The organism is Vibrio sp. 1069 (assembly GCF_033340555.1).
This window is the reverse complement of sequence record NZ_JAWOWP010000024.1, coordinates 21,680-42,620: the sequence shown is the minus strand read 5'-3', so window position 1 is coordinate 42,620 and position 20,941 is coordinate 21,680. Positions and strand designations below refer to the sequence as shown.

Genomic DNA, 20,941 nt, shown 5'->3' with positions numbered 1-20,941 from the left:
CCAATATACTAGCTATATGTCTTAAGACACAAACCGGATTATTAGATGTGATGCAAAGAATTTTTCATTTATTCCTATATTTAATTGTCATCACCACGTTAAATGGTTGCTTTTTCGCCGAGCGTGAAGTGCAGCGTTGGCCGATAGAACCTCAAGGTGCGACGAGCTTCGCACTTAGCAGAGATGGACGGTTTGCTCTGCTCTATTCTCAACAACGTCATTTGATGTTGTGGGACCTAGAGCAAAATGAACAACTAGCCAATCTGGGTGAACTCGATGCCGATGCAAATGTGGTTTCCCATATCCGCATATCTGACAATGGTCGCTACGCAATTACAGCAAGCCAAATGAACTTCGCAGTTTGGGACCTAGGCTGGACGCAATCCGAAGGCCTTTGGTCTATCTCTGATGCGCTCATTCGCGACGTTGATATCACCAGTAATGGTGAACAAGTTCTGCTTGGGTTATCCAACGGTAAAGCAATTTATGTCAACTTAGTCACCGGGCGTCGCATGGAGTTCCTTGCGCATCGTGAAAAAGTCAATTCCGTGGCCATTTCTCCTAATGGGCGCTTCGCCCTAACCGGAGGTAATGACTATAAAGCGTATCTGTGGGACACCGAAACCGGACAAGTAATACGAACCTTCGAACATGAACAACGAATTGTTCGCGTGGCCCTGCAAAGAGATGGAAAATTAGCAATGACATCTGATGGCGGAAACCAAGCGATTGTTTGGGATTTAAAAACTGGACAAGAAGTCACACAGTTGAGCAGTTGGTCACGCCAATTAATTTTCTCTACCGCACGATTTTCTGACGACGGGACTCAACTAGTCACAGGAAGCCCTTCTGGCCGTGTGTCGATATGGGATACTCAAACCGGAAAACGAATGAGTGGATTTGAAGTGGAGCCCAAAAAAGACACTCGCCCTCCCCGTGCGGTCGTGTATGATGCAGCCTTTGATTCAAAACAACGCGTAATTACTGCTACTTCAGCAGGTATTGCCCAAGCTTGGCAGTTAGAGAACGGATCATGACAGAAAAAATCATTCAGCAATTGGAAGCACGCATTAATGACTTAGAATGTCAGCTTGCGTTCCAAGAACAGACTATTGAAGATCTGAACGGCGCTTTATCGCAGCAACAACTGCAAATTACCAAGATGCTCGATCAGATGAAATATGTGGTAGGTAAAGTAAAAAATATGGACTCGTCGAATTTAGCCGATCCGTCAGAAGAAACCCCACCACCGCATTATTAAAATGCAGGCTCAAATAGCATAAAGCCCAGAACATGTTCTGGGCTTTGTTGTATTAATTACTTAAGAAGGTACTCAAGAGGAAGCTATTCGTCGGCGTAGATTTTAACGCTCAGCTCGCCTTGCGTATTAATGCCTGCTCGGTACATGCCAGAACTGTTCATCGCAAAGTGCATCTCACCTTTAGCATCAATGGCAATCAAACCGCCCTCTCCGCCCATCTGTTTGAGATCACCTTGGATAATGTGTTCACAAGCCGTATGAATATCTTCTTGTAAGTAACGCATACGTGCTGCAACGTCTTCGGCAACACGTTTACGAATAAAGAACTCACCGACACCCGTAGTGGAAACTGCCACAACGCCATTTTCGGCCACCGTACCACAACCAATCAGAGCCGAATCTCCGACTCGGTTGTATTTCTTATTCGTCACGCCACCCGTACTGGTGGCAGCGGCTAAGTTGCCTTGTTGGTCCAATGCCACCGCACCAACGGTACCGTGCTTACGGTCATCTGGGTAACGAGATTCCGACAAAGCAAACAGTCCTTTCTCACGCATAGACAGTAACTGCTCATAACGGCGATCAGTAAAGAAGTAATCTTGCTCGGTATACTCATGGCCTTGCTCAAAAGCAAACTTCTCTGCGCCCTCACCCACCAACAACACATGATTGCTGTTTCGCATCACGTCACGAGCGAGCTCAATTGGGTTTCTGATATGACGAACCCCAGCGACCGCACCTGCTGCAAGGTTTCGCCCATCCATCACAGAAGCGTCCATTTCAACCATTTCGTTGTTGGTCAGCACTGAGCCTTTACCCGCATTAAAGTTAGGAGAGTCTTCCAATACTTTCACTGCCGCTACGACTGCATCTAAGGCTTCACCGCCCGTTTCTAGAATTTGATGTCCAGCTTTTACCGCAGCTTCTAAATCCGCCAAGATGGATTGTTGCAGCTCATCGCTCATCTGTTCACGCAAGATGGTGCCTGCACCGCCATGAATGGCAATCGAGAAAGGTTTCGTCATCACTTTGTCCAACTGTTATTCCTTGTATGGTTGGCACTACACCTTAGATAAACAAAAAGCGCAAGTTGAAAACTCAACTTGCGCTTTTCAAAGCTTTGCTAGATAAGATTATCTAGTGAAGGAGCTTATGATTAGTGAGAACCACAGCTACCGCCGCCACAGCAGCCGCCTTCTTCTTCGTGATCGTGGTCATGATCGTGACCACCACAACAGCCACCACCTTGGTGGATGTGACCGTGTTCGATCTCTTCTGCTGTTGCTTCACGTGTAGACATAACTTCTACTTCGAAAGTTAGTGTTTGACCAGCTAACATATGGTTACCGTCAACAACCACTTCGTTGCCGTCAACTTCTGTTACTTCAACAGGGATTGGACCTTGGTCAGTGTCAGCTAGGAAGCGCATGCCAACTTCGATTTGCTCAACGCCTTGGAATACGTCCGCAGGAACGCGCTGTACTAGCGCATCGTTGTGCTCACCGTAAGCTTCTTCAGGAGCTACCGTTACTGAGAACTTGTCGCCAGCCACTTTACCTTCAAGTTCTTTTTCAAGACCTGTGATTAGGTTGTTGTGACCGTGAAGGTAATCTAGAGGTGCTTCTGCTGTTGATTGATCAACAACGACACCGTCTTCCATCATTACTTTGTATGCAAGGCTTGCAACAACGTTCTTTTCAATTTTCATACTAACTCCAGGGAGATTAATTGACTTAACCTGAATGGGGTTAAGTACTGAGATATCTGGGTGTATTATGGGGATCAATTATCGAAGTTCAATTACTCCGGCTTAAAAATTCCGATCATTTCCTGATCTGAGTGTTTATTTTTCTCTACAGATTGTGGTTTGCGCTGCTCTGTAAACTCACACTCGACACACTCAACTAATTCGATGTTATTTTCAATCCACCAGCGCAGGGTATCTTGCTGGCTGCAATTTGGGCAGCTAGCGCCGGCAATAAAACGTTTCTTGATTTTCACGCTATTTCCTTAGCTTGAGTCTTGGCTCAAGTACTACTTCCAATGATTAGGTGACTGATGGTCGCTCTCCATTTCACGACCAAATATTTCTTCTAGCTCTTTGCGTGCCTCTTTCGCCCTTTGAGCTAATTTCTTATCTTCATTGTGTTGAGGCAATAAGTCCTTAAGCATAGCATTATCCAACTTGCGAAAATGTGCTTCTGCCCGCTTTGCTTGATAAGGGTGCATACCCAGTTCTACGAGCGCTTGGCGACCGAGATCTAGCGCCCCTAAAAATGTTTCACGAGAGTAATTCTCTACACCATGACTCATTAACTGGTAAGCCTCGACACGGCTTCTTGCTCGGGCTAACAACTTAAGTTTCGGGAAGTGCACGCGACAAATGTCCACGATAGCCATCACCTCATCAGGTGAATCAGTACAAATAATCAATGCTTCCGCTTTATCAGCACCAGCAGCCCTCAATAGGTCAATTTGTGTAGCATCGCCATAAAACACTTTGTAACCATACTTACGTAATAGGTGGATTTGGCTGGCATCACTTTCTAATACTGTCACTTTGATTTTATTGGCATACATTAAACGTCCGACGATCTGACCGAAACGTCCAAAGCCTGCAATGATAACGCGTGGTCGGCGATCCACGACTTTCGTGGTCATGCCCTCTTCTTCTTGATTCAGGGTATGAGCAAACCACTTCTTTTGTCCCATCAGCAAAAGAGGAGTCGTCACCATGGATAGACTGACCACCACCAACAGAAACGCCACTTGCTCTTTGGACAAAATGCCCTCTTGGCTCGCCGCGGTAAATATGACAAAGGCAAACTCACCGCCTTGGCTCAAAATTGCAGCCATACGGCTTCTCGCTTTGGCTCCAACACGGGCAGCTCTCGCCAATGCATACAAAACCAAACCCTTAACCACGACCAAAGCCACCACCGCACCGAGAATCTCTAAAGGATGTAATGCCAATAACCCCAAGTTTACCGCCATGCCCACCGCAATAAAGAATAACCCCAACAACAGACCTTTAAATGGCTCGATCGCGATTTCCAGCTCATGGCGATACTCACTCTCTGCCAGCAAAACGCCTGCTAAAAAAGTCCCCAATGCCATCGAAAGGCCGAGCTTTTGCATCACGACCGAAATGCCAAGCACGACTAAAAGTGCAGCAACGGTAAAGAGTTCACGAACGCCGCTCATCACGACAAAACGAAATAGCGGACGTAGTAAAAAGTGACCACCAATCAACAGTGCTAACACACTGCCTAAAATAGTGAAGACATCCAACCAACTTCCACCACTATGCCCGCCTGCTAGCAAGGGCAACATCGCAAGCATCGGGATCACTGCAATATCTTGAAAGAGCAGCACCGCAAAACCAGATTGCCCCGTTTCGGTACCATTAAGCCCTTGCTCTTCAATGACTTTAAGCGCAATCGCCGTCGAGGACAGCGCCAACCCCATCCCGATCACCAAACTCACTTGCATGCTTACGCCAAACATACTGACGACACTACCAATCACGGCGGTCGTGACCACAACCTGCGCACCGCCTAAACCTAAAATCGGCCCTCGCATCTGCCACAATTTTTTAGGGTTTAATTCCAGCCCTATCAAAAACAGTAACAACACAACCCCAAGCTCGGCAAAATGCAAAATGGCATCAACGTCGCTAATTAAGCCAAGCCCCCATGGGCCAATCAACACACCAGCGAGTAAATAACCTAAAACCGAGCCAAGCCCAAGGCGCTGAGCAATCGGCACCGCAATAACCGCAGCCGAAAGAAAGACCACACTGCTTTGAAGAAACTCACTGGTGATCGCCATACTGACCTCCTCGCTCTGCCGCTTGCCAGTTTTCAAGTGGGTTACTCAGCCATCCACGGTATAACTCGGCATGTTCGTAGCGTTCAATATCTGAAACATTTCTTGACCAATACAACACCAGTGGTTCAATCCAGTGCATTTGACATAGGGCTGCCGTCAGTTCAAACGGTTGCAAGATTTGCTCAAGTGGGTATTTGTTGTACCCCTTCGCGCTGAAGGCTTCTTCTTTACCACCTGTTGTAATGACACTGCGCCAGTATTTTCCTTCTAGCGCCGCACCTCCGCCAAACGCAAAGCCTTTACCTAACACTCGGTCTAGCCACTCTTTTAATAGGGCTGGACATGAATACATATAAAGTGGGTGGTGAAATACAATCACATCGTGAGCGAGCAACAACTCATGTTCGTAATTCACATCAATAAAGAAATCAGGGTAAACACCGTAAAGATCGTGCACAGTGACGTGATCAAGCGACTGAGCTTTTTTTATCATCACTTGATTGGCAATCGAGTTATGTGGCTCTGGATGAGCATAAATGACCAGAACTTTTGGGAGAATAGACGGTGCAACAGCCAAATGGTCGTCCTTGTGGTTATTTTTATCCGTTATCAAATTGTTATACTTTTTTGTACAGCATAATGCAATTAAAGCGAATCAATCGACTTTTCCGGCCAATACCCCTACTATTCACCGCTAGATATATACCCAAGTGGCTTTAAAAACGATTGAAACCACTTCGCTATGTAACCAAGCAACGCGCACTGCGCAAAGTGAATGAAAACTTTATGATTACCTTCTCTGATATTCAGTTACTGCGTGGCGGTAAACCTCTTTTAGACCAAGCTTCTGCGACTATTCACCCTGGCGATAAAGTCGGTCTTGTGGGCAAAAACGGCTGCGGTAAATCAACGCTGTTTGCCCTACTGAAAGATGAACTGTCAATTGATGCTGGCTCATTTAGCCAACCTCAACACTGGGAGTTGGCCTGGGTCGCACAGGAAACGCCTGCGCTAGAGCGCACTGCACTGGAATACGTCATTGATGGTGATCGCGAGTACCGCGCTCTCGAAAAGCAGTTAGCTGAAGCAGAAACACAAGACAACGGAACCCTAGTTGCCGAGATACACGGTAAAATTGAAACCATTGGTGGTTACAGCATTCGCGCTCGCGCGGCAGAACTGCTCGATGGTTTAGGGTTCAGCCAAGAGCAAATGAGTTGGAGTTTGACCCAATTCTCGGGTGGTTGGCGTATGCGTCTTAACTTGGCTCAAGCGCTATTGTGTCGTTCTGATCTACTGCTACTCGACGAACCAACCAACCACTTGGATTTGGACGCGGTAATGTGGTTAGAGCGTTGGCTACAAAACTACCCTGGCACGCTGATTCTGATCTCGCACGACCGAGACTTCCTTGATCCAATTGTTGGTCGCATCATTCACATCGAGAATCAGCAGCTGAACGAATACACGGGTAACTACTCGTCATTCGAAAACCAACGCGCACAAAAGATGGTGTTGCAACAAGCGATGTTTGAAAAGCAACAGAAGCAGATGTCGCACATGCAAAGCTACATCGACCGCTTCCGTTACAAAGCATCAAAAGCACGCCAAGCCCAAAGTCGTATCAAAGCTTTGGAGCGCATGGAAAAAGTACTGCCAGCTCAATTCGATAACCCATTTAGCTTTCAATTCCGTGAGCCAGCTGCGCTGCCAAACCCAATCATGATGATGGATGAAGTATCTGCAGGTTACGGTGACAACCTCATCTTAGAGAAGATCCGCTTAAACTTGGTTCCTGGCAGTCGTATTGGTCTACTCGGCCGTAATGGTGCGGGTAAATCGACCTTAATCAAGCTGCTCTCTGGTGAACTTAACGCGCAAGGTGGTGACCTAACTTACTCACAAGGCGTGAAAATTGGTTACTTCGCTCAGCACCAGTTAGAAACGCTTCATCCTGAAGAAACGCCGCTGCAACACATGATGCAAATCGCACCCGATCAAACCGAACAGCAGCTACGTGATTACCTAGGTAGCTTTGGCTTCCAAGGTGACAAAGCACTAGAAAAAGTTGCGCCGTTTTCTGGTGGCGAAAAAGCCCGTTTGGTATTGGCTTTAATTGTGTGGCAAAAGCCAAACCTGTTGCTACTTGATGAACCGACCAACCACTTAGACTTGGACATGCGCCAAGCACTTACGATGGCACTGCAAACATTCGAAGGTGCGATGGTGATTGTTTCGCACGACCGCTATTTACTGCGCGCTACGACCGATGACTTGTATTTAGTGCATGATCGACAAGTTGCTCCGTTCGACGGTGATTTAAATGACTATTATAAATGGTTAACCGAACAACAAAGAGCGGAACGCAAAGAAGCGCAGGCTGCGCAGCCAAGCAAAGATACGGCCAACAGCGCAGCTGCGAAGAAAGAGCAAAAACGTCGCGATGCAGAGTTTCGAAAACAGACAGCGCCAATTCGCAAAACGCTGACACAACTAGAAAATAAAATGGATAAGTTAGGTGCTGCACTGGCCGAAGCTGAAGAACAATTGGCGGACAACTCACTGTATGCGGCCGAAAATAAAGCTAAACTTAACCAAGTGCTGGCACTTCAAGCTTCCAGTAAAGCTGAGCTCGAAGAAATTGAAATGGAATGGATGTCTGCTCAAGAAACGTTGGAGCAGATGGAGCTAGAGTTTAATCAATGAGTAATCAACACGCTGAATACACACTCACCCTAGAACACCTTTGGCAGTTTAGTCTGCAATTTTATGGTGTGCGAGAAGTGAAAGAGGCGTGTTTATCATTACAGAACAACTACCACGGTAACGTGAACCTACTCCTGCTGCTCAGATGGCTCGATGAGCAGCAACTCATTTTCCAAGAAAAAGACTGGCCCTTGGTGCAAGACTGTCTAGGTAGAAGCGAAACTTTACTTCACTCCTTTCGCGACCTTCGTCGCCACCTTAAGTCTCAAGTCAATGACGCTTTGTATCGTGAGACCTTGCAGTTTGAGCTGCAACTAGAAAAGCAGCAACAAGCGGATTTGGTGGACTGCATTAACTCACTTACACTACTCAAAAATGATGGTGACCCACTGACGTTGAGATACTGTCGTCAACTCGGTGGGGAGCATTTGCAGCAAGCCTTTGCTATTCCGGTGCCAAACATTCAACCACCAAAACGCCCATAAATCTGTAGAATACCTATAATCTTTATAAAGGATTATATTAATAAGTTCTTCAACGGACACCGAAGGACCGCATAAGAGCAGTTAGGTATGACACAATTTTTCGCAGCCGCCGGGATCAAAAACCCGCATCTCCAAACACTTTTGCCGCGTTTTATTCGCAAAAAAGCGTTATTTACGCCGATTTGGCAAACCCTCGATACATCCGATGGCGACTTTCTCGATCTCGCGTGGAGCGAGAACCCAACCCAAGAGCCTGCACAAAAAAAGCCGATTTTTGTTTTATTTCATGGATTAGAGGGGTGCTTCTATAGCCCTTATGCCAATGGGTTAATGAATGCATTTGCTCAATCTGGATGGCTGTCGGTGATGATGCATTTTCGTGGCTGCAGCGGTAAACCAAACAAAAAAGCACGAGCTTACCACTCGGGTGAAGTGACGGATGCTCGTTACTTCCTAGAGCACCTTGAACAACGTTTTCCTGATAATCCCAAAGTTGCAGTTGGTATTTCTCTTGGCGGTAACATGTTGGCGAATTATTTAGCCCAATATAAAGACCACCCTATTTTGAATGCAGCGACTATTATCTCAGCGCCTTTAGACCTAGCGGCGTGTGCAAACCGTATAGAACAAGGCTTTTCAAAAGTGTATCGCCGTTATCTGCTTTCTTCACTGAAACGTAACGCGTTACAAAAGCATCATCTACTGCATGGCGAGCTTGCGCTGTCCTACAACTCAATAAAACGTGTCACACGATTGTATGAATTCGATGATTTGATTACCGCACCATTGCATGGCTTCAAAGACGCACAAGATTATTACGACCAATGCTCTGGCTTAAGTAAACTACAGCAAATCACGCTACCCACACTGATCATCCATGCCAAAGACGATCCGTTCATGACCGACGATGTGATCCCGAAGTTTGTTCTGCCAGATAACATTGATTACCGTCTCTTTGAACACGGTGGCCATGTTGGCTTCCTGACAGGAACGGCGTTAAAACCTAAGTTTTGGTTGGAGGAAGCGCTGCCCGCGTATTACGAAAGTATCGCCGCAGATTACCTTTCTGCTGTATCCAAGCAACGAACGCAGTAAACTAGCCGCTCATCATAAAAGTTAGAGGTATTTATGATCATTCCATGGCAAGACATTGCGCCGGAAACATTGGAAAACTTAATTCGTGAATTCGTCTTACGCGAAGGAACGGATTACGGAACCGTCGAGGTTTCTTTGCAAGACAAAATTGATCAAGTCAAAGCTCAATTGGAAAAAGGTGAAGCGGTTATCGTGTTCTCTGAGCTACACGAAACCGTCGATATTCAACATAAAACAAAATTTTAGACCCTTCACATTTTACCGTATCCCACTCGATGACAAGGTATTGTTACGTGCTATAGTGGGATATCGACCGTGCAGTAGTAACTCTACTGCACATTACAGGTAAGTAATTTTCGACAAGGTTTGTCATGTCAGCTAAACACCCAATTATTGCGGTTACTGGTTCGTCCGGTGCCGGCACGACCACTACATCTGAAGCCTTCCGTAAAATGTTCAATATGATGAACGTTAAACCCGCATGGGTTGAAGGCGATAGCTTCCATCGCTTTACTCGCCCAGAGATGGACATCGAAATCCGCAAAGCCCGCGAGCAAGGTCGACACATTAGCTACTTTGGCCCACAAGCTAATGACTTCCCGGGATTAGAAGAGTTTTTCCGTAAGTTCGGGCATGACGGCACTGGCAGCGTGCGCCGTTATCTGCACACGTTTGACGAAGCGGTTCCCTACAATCAAATGCCAGGCACGTTTACACCGTGGCAAGACTTACCCGAAAACAGCGACGTGCTGTTTTATGAAGGGTTACATGGTGGCGTGGTCGATGGCGATGTTAATGTTGCTCAACATGTGGATTTCTTAATTGGCATGGTGCCGATTGTGAACTTAGAGTGGATCCAAAAATTCGTACGTGACACTCGCGATCGCGGCCATTCGCGTGAAGCGGTAATGGACTCAATCGTGCGATCCATGGACGATTACCTCAACTATATCACTCCGCAGTTTTCTCGTACTCACATCAACTTCCAGCGCGTACCGACCGTTGATACTTCCAACCCACTTAATGCAAAAGGCATCCCTAGTTTGGATGAGAGTTTTGTGGTGATTCGCCTACGCGGTATCAAGAATGTCGACTTCCCATATCTGCTGGCCATGATTGATGGCTCATTCATGTCACGCCACAACACGATTGTCGTACCCGGCGGTAAGATGAGCTTTGCAATGGAGCTCATAGTTCGGCCTATCCTACAACAGCTCATCGAAACAGGGAAAATTGGCTAAAAACCTGCCTGCGAAGATGTTTACTTTTCATACCGTGATCATGTGCACAGTTTTGCTTACAAAATCTCAATCATGGCACGATTAAAATCAAGAAATCGTTTTCGAAAAAGGATACTATTTCTTACCGAAACACAAGAGAGCTTGCAGCATATAAAAAGTGCTCTTATTCTAGTAGGCCTAATTCAGGCTTAGCTAAAATATGGATAGCGCAAGCGTACCCTGCAGAGGAAGTGAGATATTATGGTTCTAGGTAAACCTCAAACCGACCCAACATTAGAGTGGTTTCTTTCACACTGTCATATTCATAAGTACCCTTCAAAGAGCACGCTAATTCACGCGGGCGAAAAGGCAGAAACTTTGTACTACATCGTTAAAGGTTCTGTTGCGGTTCTTATCAAAGACGAAGAAGGTAAGGAGATGATCCTTTCTTACCTAAACCAAGGAGACTTTATTGGTGAACTTGGTCTATTCGAGGAAGACCAAGAGCGCACAGCTTGGGTTCGTGCTAAATCTCCTTGTGAAGTTGCTGAAATTTCTTTCAAGAAGTTCCGTCAGCTTATCCAAGTAAACCCAGACATCCTAATGCGTCTTTCTGCGCAGATGGCTCGTCGTCTTCAAGTAACTAGCCAAAAAGTGGGTGACCTGGCGTTCCTAGACGTAACTGGTCGTATCGCTCAGACGCTTCTGAACCTTGCAAAACAACCAGACGCAATGACTCACCCAGACGGCATGCAAATCAAGATCACTCGTCAAGAAATCGGTCAAATTGTTGGCTGTTCTCGTGAGACAGTAGGTCGTATCTTGAAGATGCTAGAAGAGCAGAACCTAATCTCTGCTCACGGTAAAACCATCGTGGTTTACGGTACTCGTTAATCTCGAACTAGAGTGACACGAACAAAATTATAAAAGCCACCAATGGCAACATTGGTGGCTTTTTATTTACTCATGACCAAATGAGATAGGGTGCAGCGAACACTAATGAGTAAGCTTAACAGGTTAACCCTAAAACTTAGCCATTCGTACTTTCAAAGATTTTGTCAGCTGAAGCGGCCACGAAACCTGGGTACAAATCACCATTTTCCATCGGATAGCGCTTAGCAAATTCATAAAACCCGCCAGGGATAATTTCAGTGCCTTCGCTAAAACGAACCGCTACTTTATCTGCCATGGTCGATGACTGCTCTAGCAACACCTCAGGAGTGCCCTTCACTTCACCACCATTTTCATTAATGGTAAACCCAGCGGTACGCAGATGATCGTTTACCTGCTTCACTTCTTCATATTCATTGAGCTGGTTAACGCTCACCGTGAAGTGGTTTGCTCCGTAACCATGCGCCGCAAGCCAAGATGCGTACTCACTTTCTTTAGCCAACGTTTGGTAATCAGCAAAGCTTAAATCCCACAAGCGTCCACCATGTAAGAATGCGCTATCTTTCAGCTTGTCAGCATCGATTTGTGCCACCAAATTTTTCACAATCTCTTGTAGCTCAGGCGAGCACTCTTCAACTTTTAGCTCACTAATAAATACTTTAGGTTGCTTCGGATCTGGGTGCTCATAGTGCTTAGCAACCAGCTTTTTGCTTTCGAAAATGTAATCACCACACGCCTTGTAACCAATAGCTACAAATGGCTTAGCTAGAGTTTCAATACCAAGAGGCGCGATATTGAAGGTACGTAAAGCTATATGATCATTAATCAGAGGCTCATCTTCTTGAAGCAGCTGATGCACTTTAGCCGCCGAAGGGCAAAGACGTTGAATGTAATCTTGCCATAGCGATTCAAATAACACATCGGGCGTCATAACGACTCCTTGTTACGAGATGTAGAGTTTAAAGGTAAGCGGAAGTTGGCTGCTCGTTCACAACAAAAGTTGTCCAGAATAATGAACGAGCAACCATCAACCTGTGACGGTAAATGCCAGTCAGTCAACACGCTTTTCCGAGTCTTTGCTCACTTTTCGTGTTCTGCCAACGATCACTACAACCCATACCTAAATGATGCGCCGGCAAGGTGAGCCGCAATGCATAGTTGCGACTCTATTATTAAAACTTATAGCGCTACACCTGGACTCAATGTTGCAGGCAAGACAGTTTCTTGACCTTCCATTGATGCCATTGGGTACGCACAGTAATCTGCTGCGTAGTAAGCGCTTGGGCGCAAGTTACCCGACGCCCCCGGACCACCAAATGGCGCATCACCGCTTGCCCCAGTAAGCTGGCGGTTACGGTTCACGATTCCTGCACGAATGTGGTCAACGAAGTATTCCCATTCTTGGTCGTCGGTTGAAACCAAACCAGCAGATAAGCCAAAGCGCGTATCGTTTGCTAGCGCCACGGCTTTGTCTAATCCTTCGTAGCGCACCACTTGCAGAAGTGGGCCGAAGTACTCTTCATCTGGTAACTCAGCAATGTTCGTTACATCAATGATGCCTGGAGAAACAAACGCCGCCTCTCCTGCTTTCGCTTCAATCAAGCTTTCACCGCCAAGAGACTGTAGATTAGCTTGTGCATCAAGAATAAACTTGGCTGCCGCGACCGAAATTTGCGGTCCCATAAATGGCGCAGGTTCTGCAAATGGTTGGTCTACGCGAATATTGCGTGTCGCTTCAATGAGTGTGGTGATAAGCGCATCGCCTTTTTCACCCAATGGCACATACAAACGACGAGCACACGTACAACGCTGCCCAGCACTGATAAACGCTGACTGGATGATGGTGTAAACCGTGGCATCCAAATCACCATATTTATCAGAGATCACCATCGGGTTATTACCACCCATTTCTAGTGCGAGCATCTTGCCCGGTTGACCCGCAAATTGACGGTGTAATACATGCCCCGTATTCGCGCTACCCGTAAACAGTACGCCATCAATGCCTTTAGCGTCAGCGAGGGCGATACCAGTTTCTTTCGCGCCTTGGACAAGGTTAATCACGCCTTTCGGCAGACCGGCTTCTTCCCATAGCTTCATTGCCAATTCACCCGTCCATGGCGTTTGCTCAGACGGTTTGAAGACTACCGTGTTACCAGCCAATAGCGCAGGCACAATGTGACCATTTGGTAGGTGGCCTGGGAAGTTGTAAGGACCAAACACCGCCATCACGCCCAATGGGCGGTGGCGCAATACGATTTGGTTGCCTGCTGCTTCACGGCTCGCCTCACCAGTGCGGTCATGATAAGCGCGAATAGAAATCGCAATTTTACCTGCCATCGCTGCCGCTTCGGTACGTGTTTCCCAGATTGGCTTGCCGGTTTCTTTGGCAATCACTTCAGCGATTTTTTCGCTGTTCTCTTTTACTTTCTCAGCAAAAGCCAACACGATCGCCTCACGCTCTGCAAATGGACGCTTTTTCCAGTCAATAAACGCTTCACGCGCTGCAGATACCGCCTGGTTCACCTGCTCTGCCGTTGCACCTTTGCCTTGCCAGATTACTTCTTGGTTGTACGGCGACAGAGACGTAAATGCTTCACCCTGACCTTGTACCCACTCACCTGCAATCCAATGTGTCATTGTTTCTATCCTTAAATTCTGTCGTCTGTTACTGCGGAAGAAGGCGAACGAAATCCCCTTCTTCAACCGAAAGTGCATCCGCAACGTCTGGTGCAATCATCACGCTTTGTGTTTCTGCGTCATACGCCGCTTTAGTGACTGTCGCACGGAAGTTCTCGAAAGATGAATTACACATCAAGAAGTCTTGTGTGCTGGAATGTTCAGAGATTTTGACTTGCGCACGGAATGAATGACGTACCGACTCAATATTACGCAGATCACACTCAACCGTTGGGCCACCGTCGAAGATGTCGACGTAGCCTCGGTTGGTAAAACCTTCACGCTCAAGCAGCTTCAGCGCTGGACGCGTGTTGTCATGTACTTGACCAATCACGGCTTGCGCTTCTGGGCTGAGCAGATTGATGTAAATAGGCAGTTTCGGCATCAAGTCGGCGATAAAGCCTTTCTTGCCGATACCTGTCAGGTAATCTGCAAGAGTGAAATCGATAGAGAAGAAATGCTCTTGAAGCCATTGCCAGAATGGTGAATTACCCTCGTCGTCTGAAACGCCACGCATCTCCGCAAAGATCGTTTCAGAGAAGCGCTCTGGGTGCTCTGCCATCATTAGGAAACGACACTTCGACATTAGACGACCATTCAGACCTTGGCGGAATTTCTCACGCAAGAACAAGGTACAAATTTCGCTGTTACCCGTGTAGTTATTACCAAAAGTAAGCAGTTTAACGACGTTGTTAACGCCAAGCTTTGGCGACGAGTGCACAACTTTACTAATGTGATATGAGTAAAATGGGACATCCCAGCCGATAGATGCTTCGATTCCGGTGGTACCCGCAACCTCACCCGTTTCAGAGTCAAAGCCAACCATCAGGTAGCCTTCATCGCCTGGTTCTGCCACATCTGGCTTACCAAAGCTGTACTCTGAATGTTTGATTCGATTGGTTAACAGTTCTTCGTTAACCGGTAGAGATGTAAATCCGTGACCAGACTCCACCGCACAAGTGTGCAGTGCGTCGTAATCCGACATCGCGATAGGGCGAACTACTAGCATCAATACTCCCTCCAGATGCAAGAAGATCCTAACTATATTGTAGGAACAATTCCCCCATCAGAGATCCTTGACGGGGGTGTCTGCGTTGACGTTTAAACTGATATCGCGCTTAAACTAAAGTCGCGATCGCTTTATCCAGTTTCGCCAAGCCTTCTTCAATTTCTTGTTGTGTGATAACGAGTGATGGTGTGAAACGTACGACATTGGCACCCGCAACCAATACCATGAGACCTTGTTTACCTGCAGCAACCAGCACGTCACGCGCACGGCCTTGCCATTCTTCATTTAGTGCAGCGCCAAGTAATAGGCCTTGACCGCGCACTTCTGAGAAGATGTTGTACTTCGCGTTGATCTTCTCTAGACCTTCACGGAACATTGCTTCGCGTTCTAGTACACCAGCCAAAACCTCTGGCTTAGTGACTTCATTTACAACCGCTTCTGCAACCGCACACGCTAGTGGGTTACCGCCATATGTAGAACCGTGAGTGCCCACTTTCATGTGCTCTGCCAATTTTGCTGTCGTTAGCATTGCACCGATTGGGAAACCGCCACCAAGTGATTTCGCAGTACTTAGAATATCTGGCGTGATACCTAAACCTTGGTAAGCGTAGAAGTTACCTGTTCGGCCATTACCAGTTTGCACTTCATCGAAGATCAGTAAGGCGTTGTGTTTGTCACACAGCTCGCGAACCGCTTGAGCGAACTCAGGCGTTGGTGGCACGATGCCGCCTTCACCTTGTAATGGCTCCATCATGACCGCACAAGTACGATCAGACATGTGTGCTTGTAAAGCTTCGATATCGTTGTAAGGAAGGTGTGTCACGTCGCCTGGCTTAGGACCGAAGCCGTCAGAGTATGCCGCTTGGCCACCAACCGTTACGGTAAAGAATGTACGACCGTGGAAACCTTGTTTGAATGCAATGATTTCAGATTTCTCAGTACCATGAACGTCTGCTGCATAACGACGTGCCAGCTTCAAAGCGGCTTCGTTTGCTTCTGCGCCAGAGTTAGCAAAGAACACACGCTCAGCAAAACTCACTTCTGTTAGCTTTTTCGCCAGACGAAGGGCTGGTTCGTTCGTCATAACGTTACTTAAGTGCCAAAGCTTGTTAGCTTGCTCTGTTAGTGCGTTTACCATTACTGGATGACAATGGCCAAGACAGCTCACTGCAATACCACCAGCAAAGTCGATGTATTCATTACCTTCCTGATCCCAAACACGTGAACCTTTACCTTTAACAGGGATCATTTCCATCGGGTTATAGCAAGGTACCATTACCTCATCGAATAAACCGCGCTCTACTTTAATTTCCGTTGTCATTGCACATTCCTTCTTGATACCGCATGCGTAGCAGATAAGCGAATTTAACCGGCTCTCTTTGCCAGCAAATAATGTTTTGCATTTAAGCTATTGCGGCATTGTATTTACATTTAATTAACCATTTCAATAGTGATTTATTCTTTTCGTTCTCGAAAGCAACTTCCATTAATCACTGCTTATGACTATTTATGCATCAAGAAAGTAAAATAGAGAAGTGATTTTTTATAAATGTTATGTAATACAGGGGATAGAAGGTTTAAAAAGACATGAATAGACAAAGAGACTCGAGAGAATCGCATAGTTTTGCAATCTGCTCACCTCAGCAAAAAGATGAATGATTTGTTAAGAAAAGTGATCGCGATCAGATCGCTTTGCGTGCTAAAAAGTTCGCAAGCAACTCGTGACCTTGCTCAGTTTTGATTGATTCTGGGTGGAACTGCACCGCATCAATTGGCAAGGCTTTATGTTGGTAACCCATTATTTCATCCATGCTTCCGTCCGGCAGTTCTGTCCATGCAGTCAGTTCAAACACGTCGGGTAAAGTACCGTTTTTCACCACAAGAGAGTGATAACGGGTTACCGTGAGTGGGTTATTCAGATTTTTAAACACACTACGACCGTTATGACGAATCGGTGAGGTCTTACCGTGCATCACTTGTCGTGCACGTACCACTTCACCCCCAAACACTTGCGCTATCGCTTGATGGCCAAGGCAAACACCCAATATTGGAAGCTTACCAGCGAAGTGTTCTATCGCTTTCAGTGAAATACCTGCTTCGTTCGGCGTACATGGCCCTGGCGAGATCACCAAATGAGTTGGGTTGAGCGCCTCAATGCCTTGGATATCGATTTCATCGTTACGCACCACCTTTACGTCTGCACCAAGCTCGCAGAAGTATTGGTAAAGGTTGTAGGTAAAAGAGTCGTAGTTATCGATGATCAACAACATAAAGGGTCGGTTGCTCCAATCCGTTTTGGCAATGCTTACGTAGTGAATCGCCACGTTCGTGACAATCAAGGGCGGTATTTTGCTATACCAAGCAAGAAAGGCAAGTTTTTGCTGAATAAAAAGGCCAGCATAGGCTGGCCTTTGGTCTTTACAGTTATTTAGGAACTGTTTGTCAGGAAGTAAATTCGCTTAGCGGCGACGACGGAATAAGCCGAGACCTAGCAGCGCAAATAGAGCACCAAAACCAAACGAACCACCATCTGAATCCTTCGACCCTTCTGTTCCAGCTTCAGTTTGCGTCATTGAAACATCACGAACAGAGCTAAACTTCACGATATTACCTGTCGAGTCAGTCACTTTCTCTTCTAACTGATAATTACCTTGCTCTGGCGTTTGTTCAAACTCAATATTCACGCTACGCGCATCAATATCAGCTTGAACTAAGGTTTGGCTAGCCGAGTAAGCTTTCGTATCGCTGCTTGCCGCAGCCGCTTGTGTGGATGGCGTTAAGTTCACCGTAACAATATCGCCCACAACCGCCGTTGGTGGTAAACGGACATCGACGGCTAAGTTGTCACCTGCTTTAGGTAAATCGATGTCATCATCTGGTAAATCAATCGCGATGATCACTGGATCGTGGTCAGAGGCAGAGAACGCATCTTTGTACTTCGGCATATCACCTGTGTACTTGCTGCTGTATTCGAACAAGTTACTCTCTAGTGAGTTGATGTGCCAATCTTCAATTGCTACCACTTTTTGCGCTAGGCTGCTGCTTGCCAATGCGTGGTCCAAATTACCCAGCTCGCCCGAATAGGTGTAAGAAAACGTATCAGTGCCGTGCAGCAACGTGTTTAAATTGTGCAGACCGTAACCTTTTTCAATTTTGGTCTTCTCTACTTGAAGTTCACCATCACCAATGGTTGTGTAAGCAGCAGTATAAATGTCACGGCCGTATTTCTCTTTCGAGTAATCAGTCAGTGTCAGAAGTGGGTCTTCCATGCCATAAGCATTGAGGTCGCCCATGAGCAATACATCGCCTTTCACCTCTTTCAACGCTTCACCCACTGCGTGCGCAGCAGAAACGCGGAAGTTGTTACAGTTGCCTTGCAGATCCGCTGGCTCAGAATCTTCTACACCAGCAATCCACTCTTCAATACACTCAGAGCCTTTCGACTTAAAGTGGTTTACGACAATAGACAAATCTTCACCCGTCTCTTTCACCGTAAAGGTCTGAAGTAGACTGTGGCGTTGGTACTTATCGTAAGCAGGGTTACTTTCTGTGCCCTCTTTACGAGTAATTGTGTTTTCTGCAATGTGCTGCTCTGGCGTGATGATCACTTTTGCAGCGTCTTTTGGCGTTACAGCGTTAGCACGATATAAAATCGCCACCATGATCGCATCACTGCCAAAGTATTCGTCTTGGTATTTGTCTTGCTCTTCGATTTCGACATACGTGTAATGATCTTCAGCGTCATCAATCTCAGCATTTAGGGCATCAACTAAGTTTTGGATAGCACTGCCATCACCAAAGCCGTTGTTTTCCACTTCCATCAAACCAATAACGTCTGCGTCCATCTTGTTCATCGCCGCAACGATTTTCGCTTGCTGGATCAGGAATTCGTCTAGATTAGTCGCACCACGGTTTTGTCCGGTTGGGTTTTCATGACCACTGTCAGCCACGGAGTTGAAGTAGTTCAGTACGTTGAAGCTTGCAATACGCAAATCTGAGTCCGCAATCGCTGGGGCATCTTTACGAGCCACATCGAAACCCTCACCTGAAGTCACAAAGTTGGTGTTATCGACTTCATTGGTCGCAATCAGGCGGTATTCGTTGTAGCTGTAAGCCACCACGCCTTGCAGACCTTCTACTCGCGAACCAAGGCGAATGTGCTGCTCTGAAGAGCCATCTTGGTCTGCATCTTTAGCAAAATCTGGGTAGTATGGGATTTGTCCGTTTGGTGCTTTGCCATCTGATTCTAGGTATACGCGGTTCGCTGCGTTGTCTTTTGCTAGCTTAACGGCTGCATCGCTCTCTGCCGCGTGTAATTGAGTCGGCTTTAACAATGGCGCTTCATGAGAGAGCATCATATTGTTACGACGTGAATCGTAGTCGTAAGAGAAGTTTCGAGTTACAAACAAGTCACTTGCCGAGGTCAACTCAACTTGCATCCCTTCATGACGCTCAAGCGCATCACGTAGTGTCTCACCTTCTTTGATAACAAGATCGGTAACTCGAGGGGTTTCAGAGGTGCCTGTTTTCACATAGCTGTTAGCATCAGAAGCAAGCTGAGTATTGCTGTAATACTCTTGAACTTTACCTTTCACACAAACAACGTCACCAGCTTTCAGCGCCGTGTCTGCCGCGTCAGTATGAATGAACAAGCCTTCTGAGGTCTTGTCGTTGTTGTCGCTTTCTAATGCTTGTAGGTAGAAACCTTTGGTGAGGCCAGTAGTAACAGCAGTCACGACACCCGTTACGAAATGATCTTCGTCAGTAATGTATGGGTAACCATCAATGAATGGAGACGTATCGCCTTCACCTTGAATATCTTGGATGGTAGTGAAGTTAAGTTGCTGACCGTCGACTTCACAAGCGAATGGTGCTGGTGGCTCAGTCGCATTTAGCTCACCAAGGCCGTCAATGTTGTCTTTCTCAAATGCCGTCCACTGAGATGCATCATAAGTAGCAGAAGGGGTTAGTGCATCACTGTTACGAACTAATGTGGTGTCTTTACCAAAATCTACGTCACCCATCACACCGATGATGTCGTGCACTTCACCATCTTTAAGCAGTGCGATCGGGTCGTCACCGTTAAAGTTCGCAACGCTTTTATCTGTGATATCCGAGACAGCTTTGATGGTATCGCTCGCGTCACCATGCGCCAGTACATACACTTGGTTAGCTTGTAGCGTCACTTGGCTAAGGTCGAATGTGCTACCCCAAGTACCACCACCGTTTGATGATTTCGCCAACTCGTAGCCAGTGAGTGTCACCGCAGTATCACCCGTATTAGCGATCTCTACCGCTTTATTATAAGCGCCGCCTTCTACGTATTGGGAAATAATAATCTCTGCGTTCGCGTTTGCACTAAGTGCACTGGCGATGGTTAATGCGAGTATTGAGGGTTTGATTAACGTGTCCATTGTCATACCTGATATTTATGTAAATGCAAACTTAGCTCTGGTTAGAGCCTGCCATTTGCGTCTACTATCAGGTTTATTTATGAAATAAATAAGAATGAGTAATTAAAGCCGTGAAATGAATCACATGTGAATATAAGAAAATATGCCAGAGCATCCCATTCAAACATTTTTTGTAATAAATACAGAGCGCTATTGATAAACAAGTCAGAATTTAGATTGATTACTCAGTTTACTTTTTCACTTCATGTTAAGGAGTAGAAAATACATCACTTGTTGAGTTGCTTATTAACCCAACCGTTCCTGTTACAAATAAAAAATATAATTAGTCACTAATTTAGAATGCTTTAATTTTC

The 20,941-nt window shown here is 46.3% G+C and carries 19 protein-coding genes; 8 read left to right on the top strand and 11 right to left on the bottom strand.

Going from position 1 to position 20,941, the window contains the following annotated elements; all coding sequences use genetic code 11:
- The first annotated feature begins 50 nt into the window (after window positions 1–50).
- Both R7040_RS22385 and R7040_RS22380 read left to right on the top strand, forming a co-directional pair.
- A complete protein-coding gene (locus tag R7040_RS22385) occupies window positions 51–1,037 on the top strand; it encodes a hypothetical protein (protein ID WP_318081588.1) in 987 nt (328 codons plus the stop codon).
- Window positions 1,034–1,261 carry a SlyX family protein gene (locus R7040_RS22380; protein ID WP_005381455.1) on the top strand — a complete coding sequence of 76 codons (228 nt, stop codon included), beginning with the start codon at window positions 1,034–1,036 and terminating at the stop codon, window positions 1,259–1,261. Before R7040_RS22385 ends, R7040_RS22380 begins: the two co-directional genes overlap by 4 nt.
- An 83-nt stretch (window positions 1,262–1,344) precedes the next feature.
- On the opposite strand, the gene R7040_RS22375 is transcribed toward R7040_RS22380, so the two are convergent.
- From R7040_RS22375 to kefG, 5 genes are all read right to left on the bottom strand, one after another.
- Complete coding sequence (locus R7040_RS22375; protein WP_053303049.1) at window positions 1,345–2,286, bottom strand: isoaspartyl peptidase/L-asparaginase family protein; 942 nt, start codon at window positions 2,284–2,286, stop codon at window positions 1,345–1,347.
- 131 nt (window positions 2,287–2,417) lie between these two features.
- Window positions 2,418–2,969 (bottom strand): peptidylprolyl isomerase, encoded by a 552-nt coding sequence (slyD, locus tag R7040_RS22370; protein WP_005381451.1) that lies wholly within the window; start codon window positions 2,967–2,969, stop codon window positions 2,418–2,420.
- 92 nt (window positions 2,970–3,061) lie between these two features.
- Entirely contained in the window at window positions 3,062–3,262 is a 201-nt protein-coding gene (locus R7040_RS22365) for a YheV family putative zinc ribbon protein (protein WP_005381449.1), read from the bottom strand.
- A gap of 33 nt (window positions 3,263–3,295) precedes the next feature.
- The gene (gene kefB / locus R7040_RS22360; RefSeq protein WP_318081584.1) at window positions 3,296–5,092 is read right to left on the bottom strand and encodes a glutathione-regulated potassium-efflux system protein KefB; all 1,797 of its coding nucleotides are present in this window, start codon (window positions 5,090–5,092) and stop codon (window positions 3,296–3,298) included.
- The gene (kefG, locus tag R7040_RS22355; protein ID WP_017821749.1) at window positions 5,076–5,669 is read right to left on the bottom strand and encodes a glutathione-regulated potassium-efflux system ancillary protein KefG; all 594 of its coding nucleotides are present in this window, start codon (window positions 5,667–5,669) and stop codon (window positions 5,076–5,078) included. Before kefG ends, kefB begins: the two co-directional genes overlap by 17 nt.
- A 209-nt stretch (window positions 5,670–5,878) precedes the next feature.
- Here kefG and R7040_RS22350 point away from each other — a divergent pair, with 209 nt between their 5' ends.
- The 6 genes from R7040_RS22350 (at window position 5,879) to crp (ending at window position 11,492) form a co-directional block, all read left to right on the top strand.
- Window positions 5,879–7,798, top strand: a complete 1,920-nt coding sequence (locus tag R7040_RS22350) for an ABC transporter ATP-binding protein (protein ID WP_042523641.1) — start codon at window positions 5,879–5,881, stop codon at window positions 7,796–7,798.
- Window positions 7,795–8,283, top strand: a complete 489-nt coding sequence (locus R7040_RS22345) for a TIGR02444 family protein (RefSeq protein WP_005381440.1) — start codon at window positions 7,795–7,797, stop codon at window positions 8,281–8,283. The genes R7040_RS22350 and R7040_RS22345 overlap by 4 nt, the downstream gene beginning before the upstream one ends.
- 87 nt (window positions 8,284–8,370) lie before the next feature.
- Window positions 8,371–9,378 (top strand): hydrolase, encoded by a 1,008-nt coding sequence (locus R7040_RS22340; RefSeq protein ID WP_064354369.1) that lies wholly within the window; start codon window positions 8,371–8,373, stop codon window positions 9,376–9,378.
- A gap of 33 nt (window positions 9,379–9,411) precedes the next feature.
- Window positions 9,412–9,624 carry a YheU family protein gene (locus R7040_RS22335; RefSeq protein ID WP_005382815.1) on the top strand — a complete coding sequence of 71 codons (213 nt, stop codon included), beginning with the start codon at window positions 9,412–9,414 and terminating at the stop codon, window positions 9,622–9,624.
- A gap of 125 nt (window positions 9,625–9,749) precedes the next feature.
- Entirely contained in the window at window positions 9,750–10,619 is an 870-nt protein-coding gene (locus tag R7040_RS22330; protein WP_005381434.1) for a phosphoribulokinase, read from the top strand.
- A gap of 240 nt (window positions 10,620–10,859) precedes the next feature.
- Window positions 10,860–11,492, top strand: a complete 633-nt coding sequence (gene crp / locus R7040_RS22325) for a cAMP-activated global transcriptional regulator CRP (RefSeq protein WP_005381432.1) — start codon at window positions 10,860–10,862, stop codon at window positions 11,490–11,492.
- A gap of 136 nt (window positions 11,493–11,628) precedes the next feature.
- Here crp and R7040_RS22320 read toward each other — a convergent pair whose 3' ends face one another.
- The 6 genes from R7040_RS22320 to R7040_RS22295 form a co-directional block, all read right to left on the bottom strand.
- Window positions 11,629–12,420: a DUF1338 domain-containing protein gene (locus tag R7040_RS22320; RefSeq protein WP_064354370.1), complete on the bottom strand. Its 792-nt coding sequence runs from the start codon at window positions 12,418–12,420 to the stop codon at window positions 11,629–11,631.
- A gap of 248 nt (window positions 12,421–12,668) precedes the next feature.
- A complete protein-coding gene (gene astD / locus R7040_RS22315) occupies window positions 12,669–14,126 on the bottom strand; it encodes a succinylglutamate-semialdehyde dehydrogenase (protein WP_213967792.1) in 1,458 nt (485 codons plus the stop codon).
- A gap of 28 nt (window positions 14,127–14,154) precedes the next feature.
- Window positions 14,155–15,174, bottom strand: coding sequence for an arginine N-succinyltransferase (astA, locus tag R7040_RS22310; RefSeq protein WP_005381422.1), 1,020 nt, complete (start codon window positions 15,172–15,174; stop codon window positions 14,155–14,157).
- Window positions 15,175–15,283: 109 nt separating this feature from the next.
- Window positions 15,284–16,495: an aspartate aminotransferase family protein gene (locus tag R7040_RS22305; protein ID WP_064354372.1), complete on the bottom strand. Its 1,212-nt coding sequence runs from the start codon at window positions 16,493–16,495 to the stop codon at window positions 15,284–15,286.
- Between the two features lie 361 nt (window positions 16,496–16,856).
- On the bottom strand, window positions 16,857–17,444 hold the full coding sequence (locus R7040_RS22300; protein ID WP_031780782.1) for an aminodeoxychorismate/anthranilate synthase component II: 588 nt from the start codon (window positions 17,442–17,444) through the stop codon (window positions 16,857–16,859).
- A 189-nt stretch (window positions 17,445–17,633) separates the two neighbouring features.
- Window positions 17,634–20,588, bottom strand: a complete 2,955-nt coding sequence (locus R7040_RS22295; RefSeq protein ID WP_318081585.1) for an ExeM/NucH family extracellular endonuclease — start codon at window positions 20,586–20,588, stop codon at window positions 17,634–17,636.
- Window positions 20,589–20,941: the final 353 nt, after the last annotated feature.

What these genes read in the sequence shown, in the direction of transcription:
- R7040_RS22320 (WP_064354370.1), bottom strand. Translation starts at nt 12,420, where the DNA reads ATGACGCCCGATGTGTTATTTGAATCGCTATGGCAAGATTACATTCAA.
- R7040_RS22330 (WP_005381434.1), top strand. Translation starts at nt 9,750, where the DNA reads ATGTCAGCTAAACACCCAATTATTGCGGTTACTGGTTCGTCCGGTGCC.
- astD (WP_213967792.1), bottom strand. Translation starts at nt 14,126, where the DNA reads ATGACACATTGGATTGCAGGTGAGTGGGTACAAGGTCAGGGTGAAGCA.
- slyD (WP_005381451.1), bottom strand. Translation starts at nt 2,969, where the DNA reads ATGAAAATTGAAAAGAACGTTGTTGCAAGCCTTGCATACAAAGTAATG.
- crp (WP_005381432.1), top strand. Translation starts at nt 10,860, where the DNA reads ATGGTTCTAGGTAAACCTCAAACCGACCCAACATTAGAGTGGTTTCTT.
- R7040_RS22295 (WP_318081585.1), bottom strand. Translation starts at nt 20,588, where the DNA reads ATGGACACGTTAATCAAACCCTCAATACTCGCATTAACCATCGCCAGT.
- kefB (WP_318081584.1), bottom strand. Translation starts at nt 5,092, where the DNA reads ATGGCGATCACCAGTGAGTTTCTTCAAAGCAGTGTGGTCTTTCTTTCG.
- R7040_RS22385 (WP_318081588.1), top strand. Translation starts at nt 51, where the DNA reads ATGCAAAGAATTTTTCATTTATTCCTATATTTAATTGTCATCACCACG.
- astA (WP_005381422.1), bottom strand. Translation starts at nt 15,174, where the DNA reads ATGCTAGTAGTTCGCCCTATCGCGATGTCGGATTACGACGCACTGCAC.
- R7040_RS22300 (WP_031780782.1), bottom strand. Translation starts at nt 17,444, where the DNA reads ATGTTGTTGATCATCGATAACTACGACTCTTTTACCTACAACCTTTAC.
- R7040_RS22345 (WP_005381440.1), top strand. Translation starts at nt 7,795, where the DNA reads ATGAGTAATCAACACGCTGAATACACACTCACCCTAGAACACCTTTGG.
- R7040_RS22335 (WP_005382815.1), top strand. Translation starts at nt 9,412, where the DNA reads ATGATCATTCCATGGCAAGACATTGCGCCGGAAACATTGGAAAACTTA.
- R7040_RS22375 (WP_053303049.1), bottom strand. Translation starts at nt 2,286, where the DNA reads ATGACGAAACCTTTCTCGATTGCCATTCATGGCGGTGCAGGCACCATC.
- R7040_RS22340 (WP_064354369.1), top strand. Translation starts at nt 8,371, where the DNA reads ATGACACAATTTTTCGCAGCCGCCGGGATCAAAAACCCGCATCTCCAA.
- R7040_RS22380 (WP_005381455.1), top strand. Translation starts at nt 1,034, where the DNA reads ATGACAGAAAAAATCATTCAGCAATTGGAAGCACGCATTAATGACTTA.
- R7040_RS22305 (WP_064354372.1), bottom strand. Translation starts at nt 16,495, where the DNA reads ATGACAACGGAAATTAAAGTAGAGCGCGGTTTATTCGATGAGGTAATG.
- R7040_RS22350 (WP_042523641.1), top strand. Translation starts at nt 5,879, where the DNA reads ATGATTACCTTCTCTGATATTCAGTTACTGCGTGGCGGTAAACCTCTT.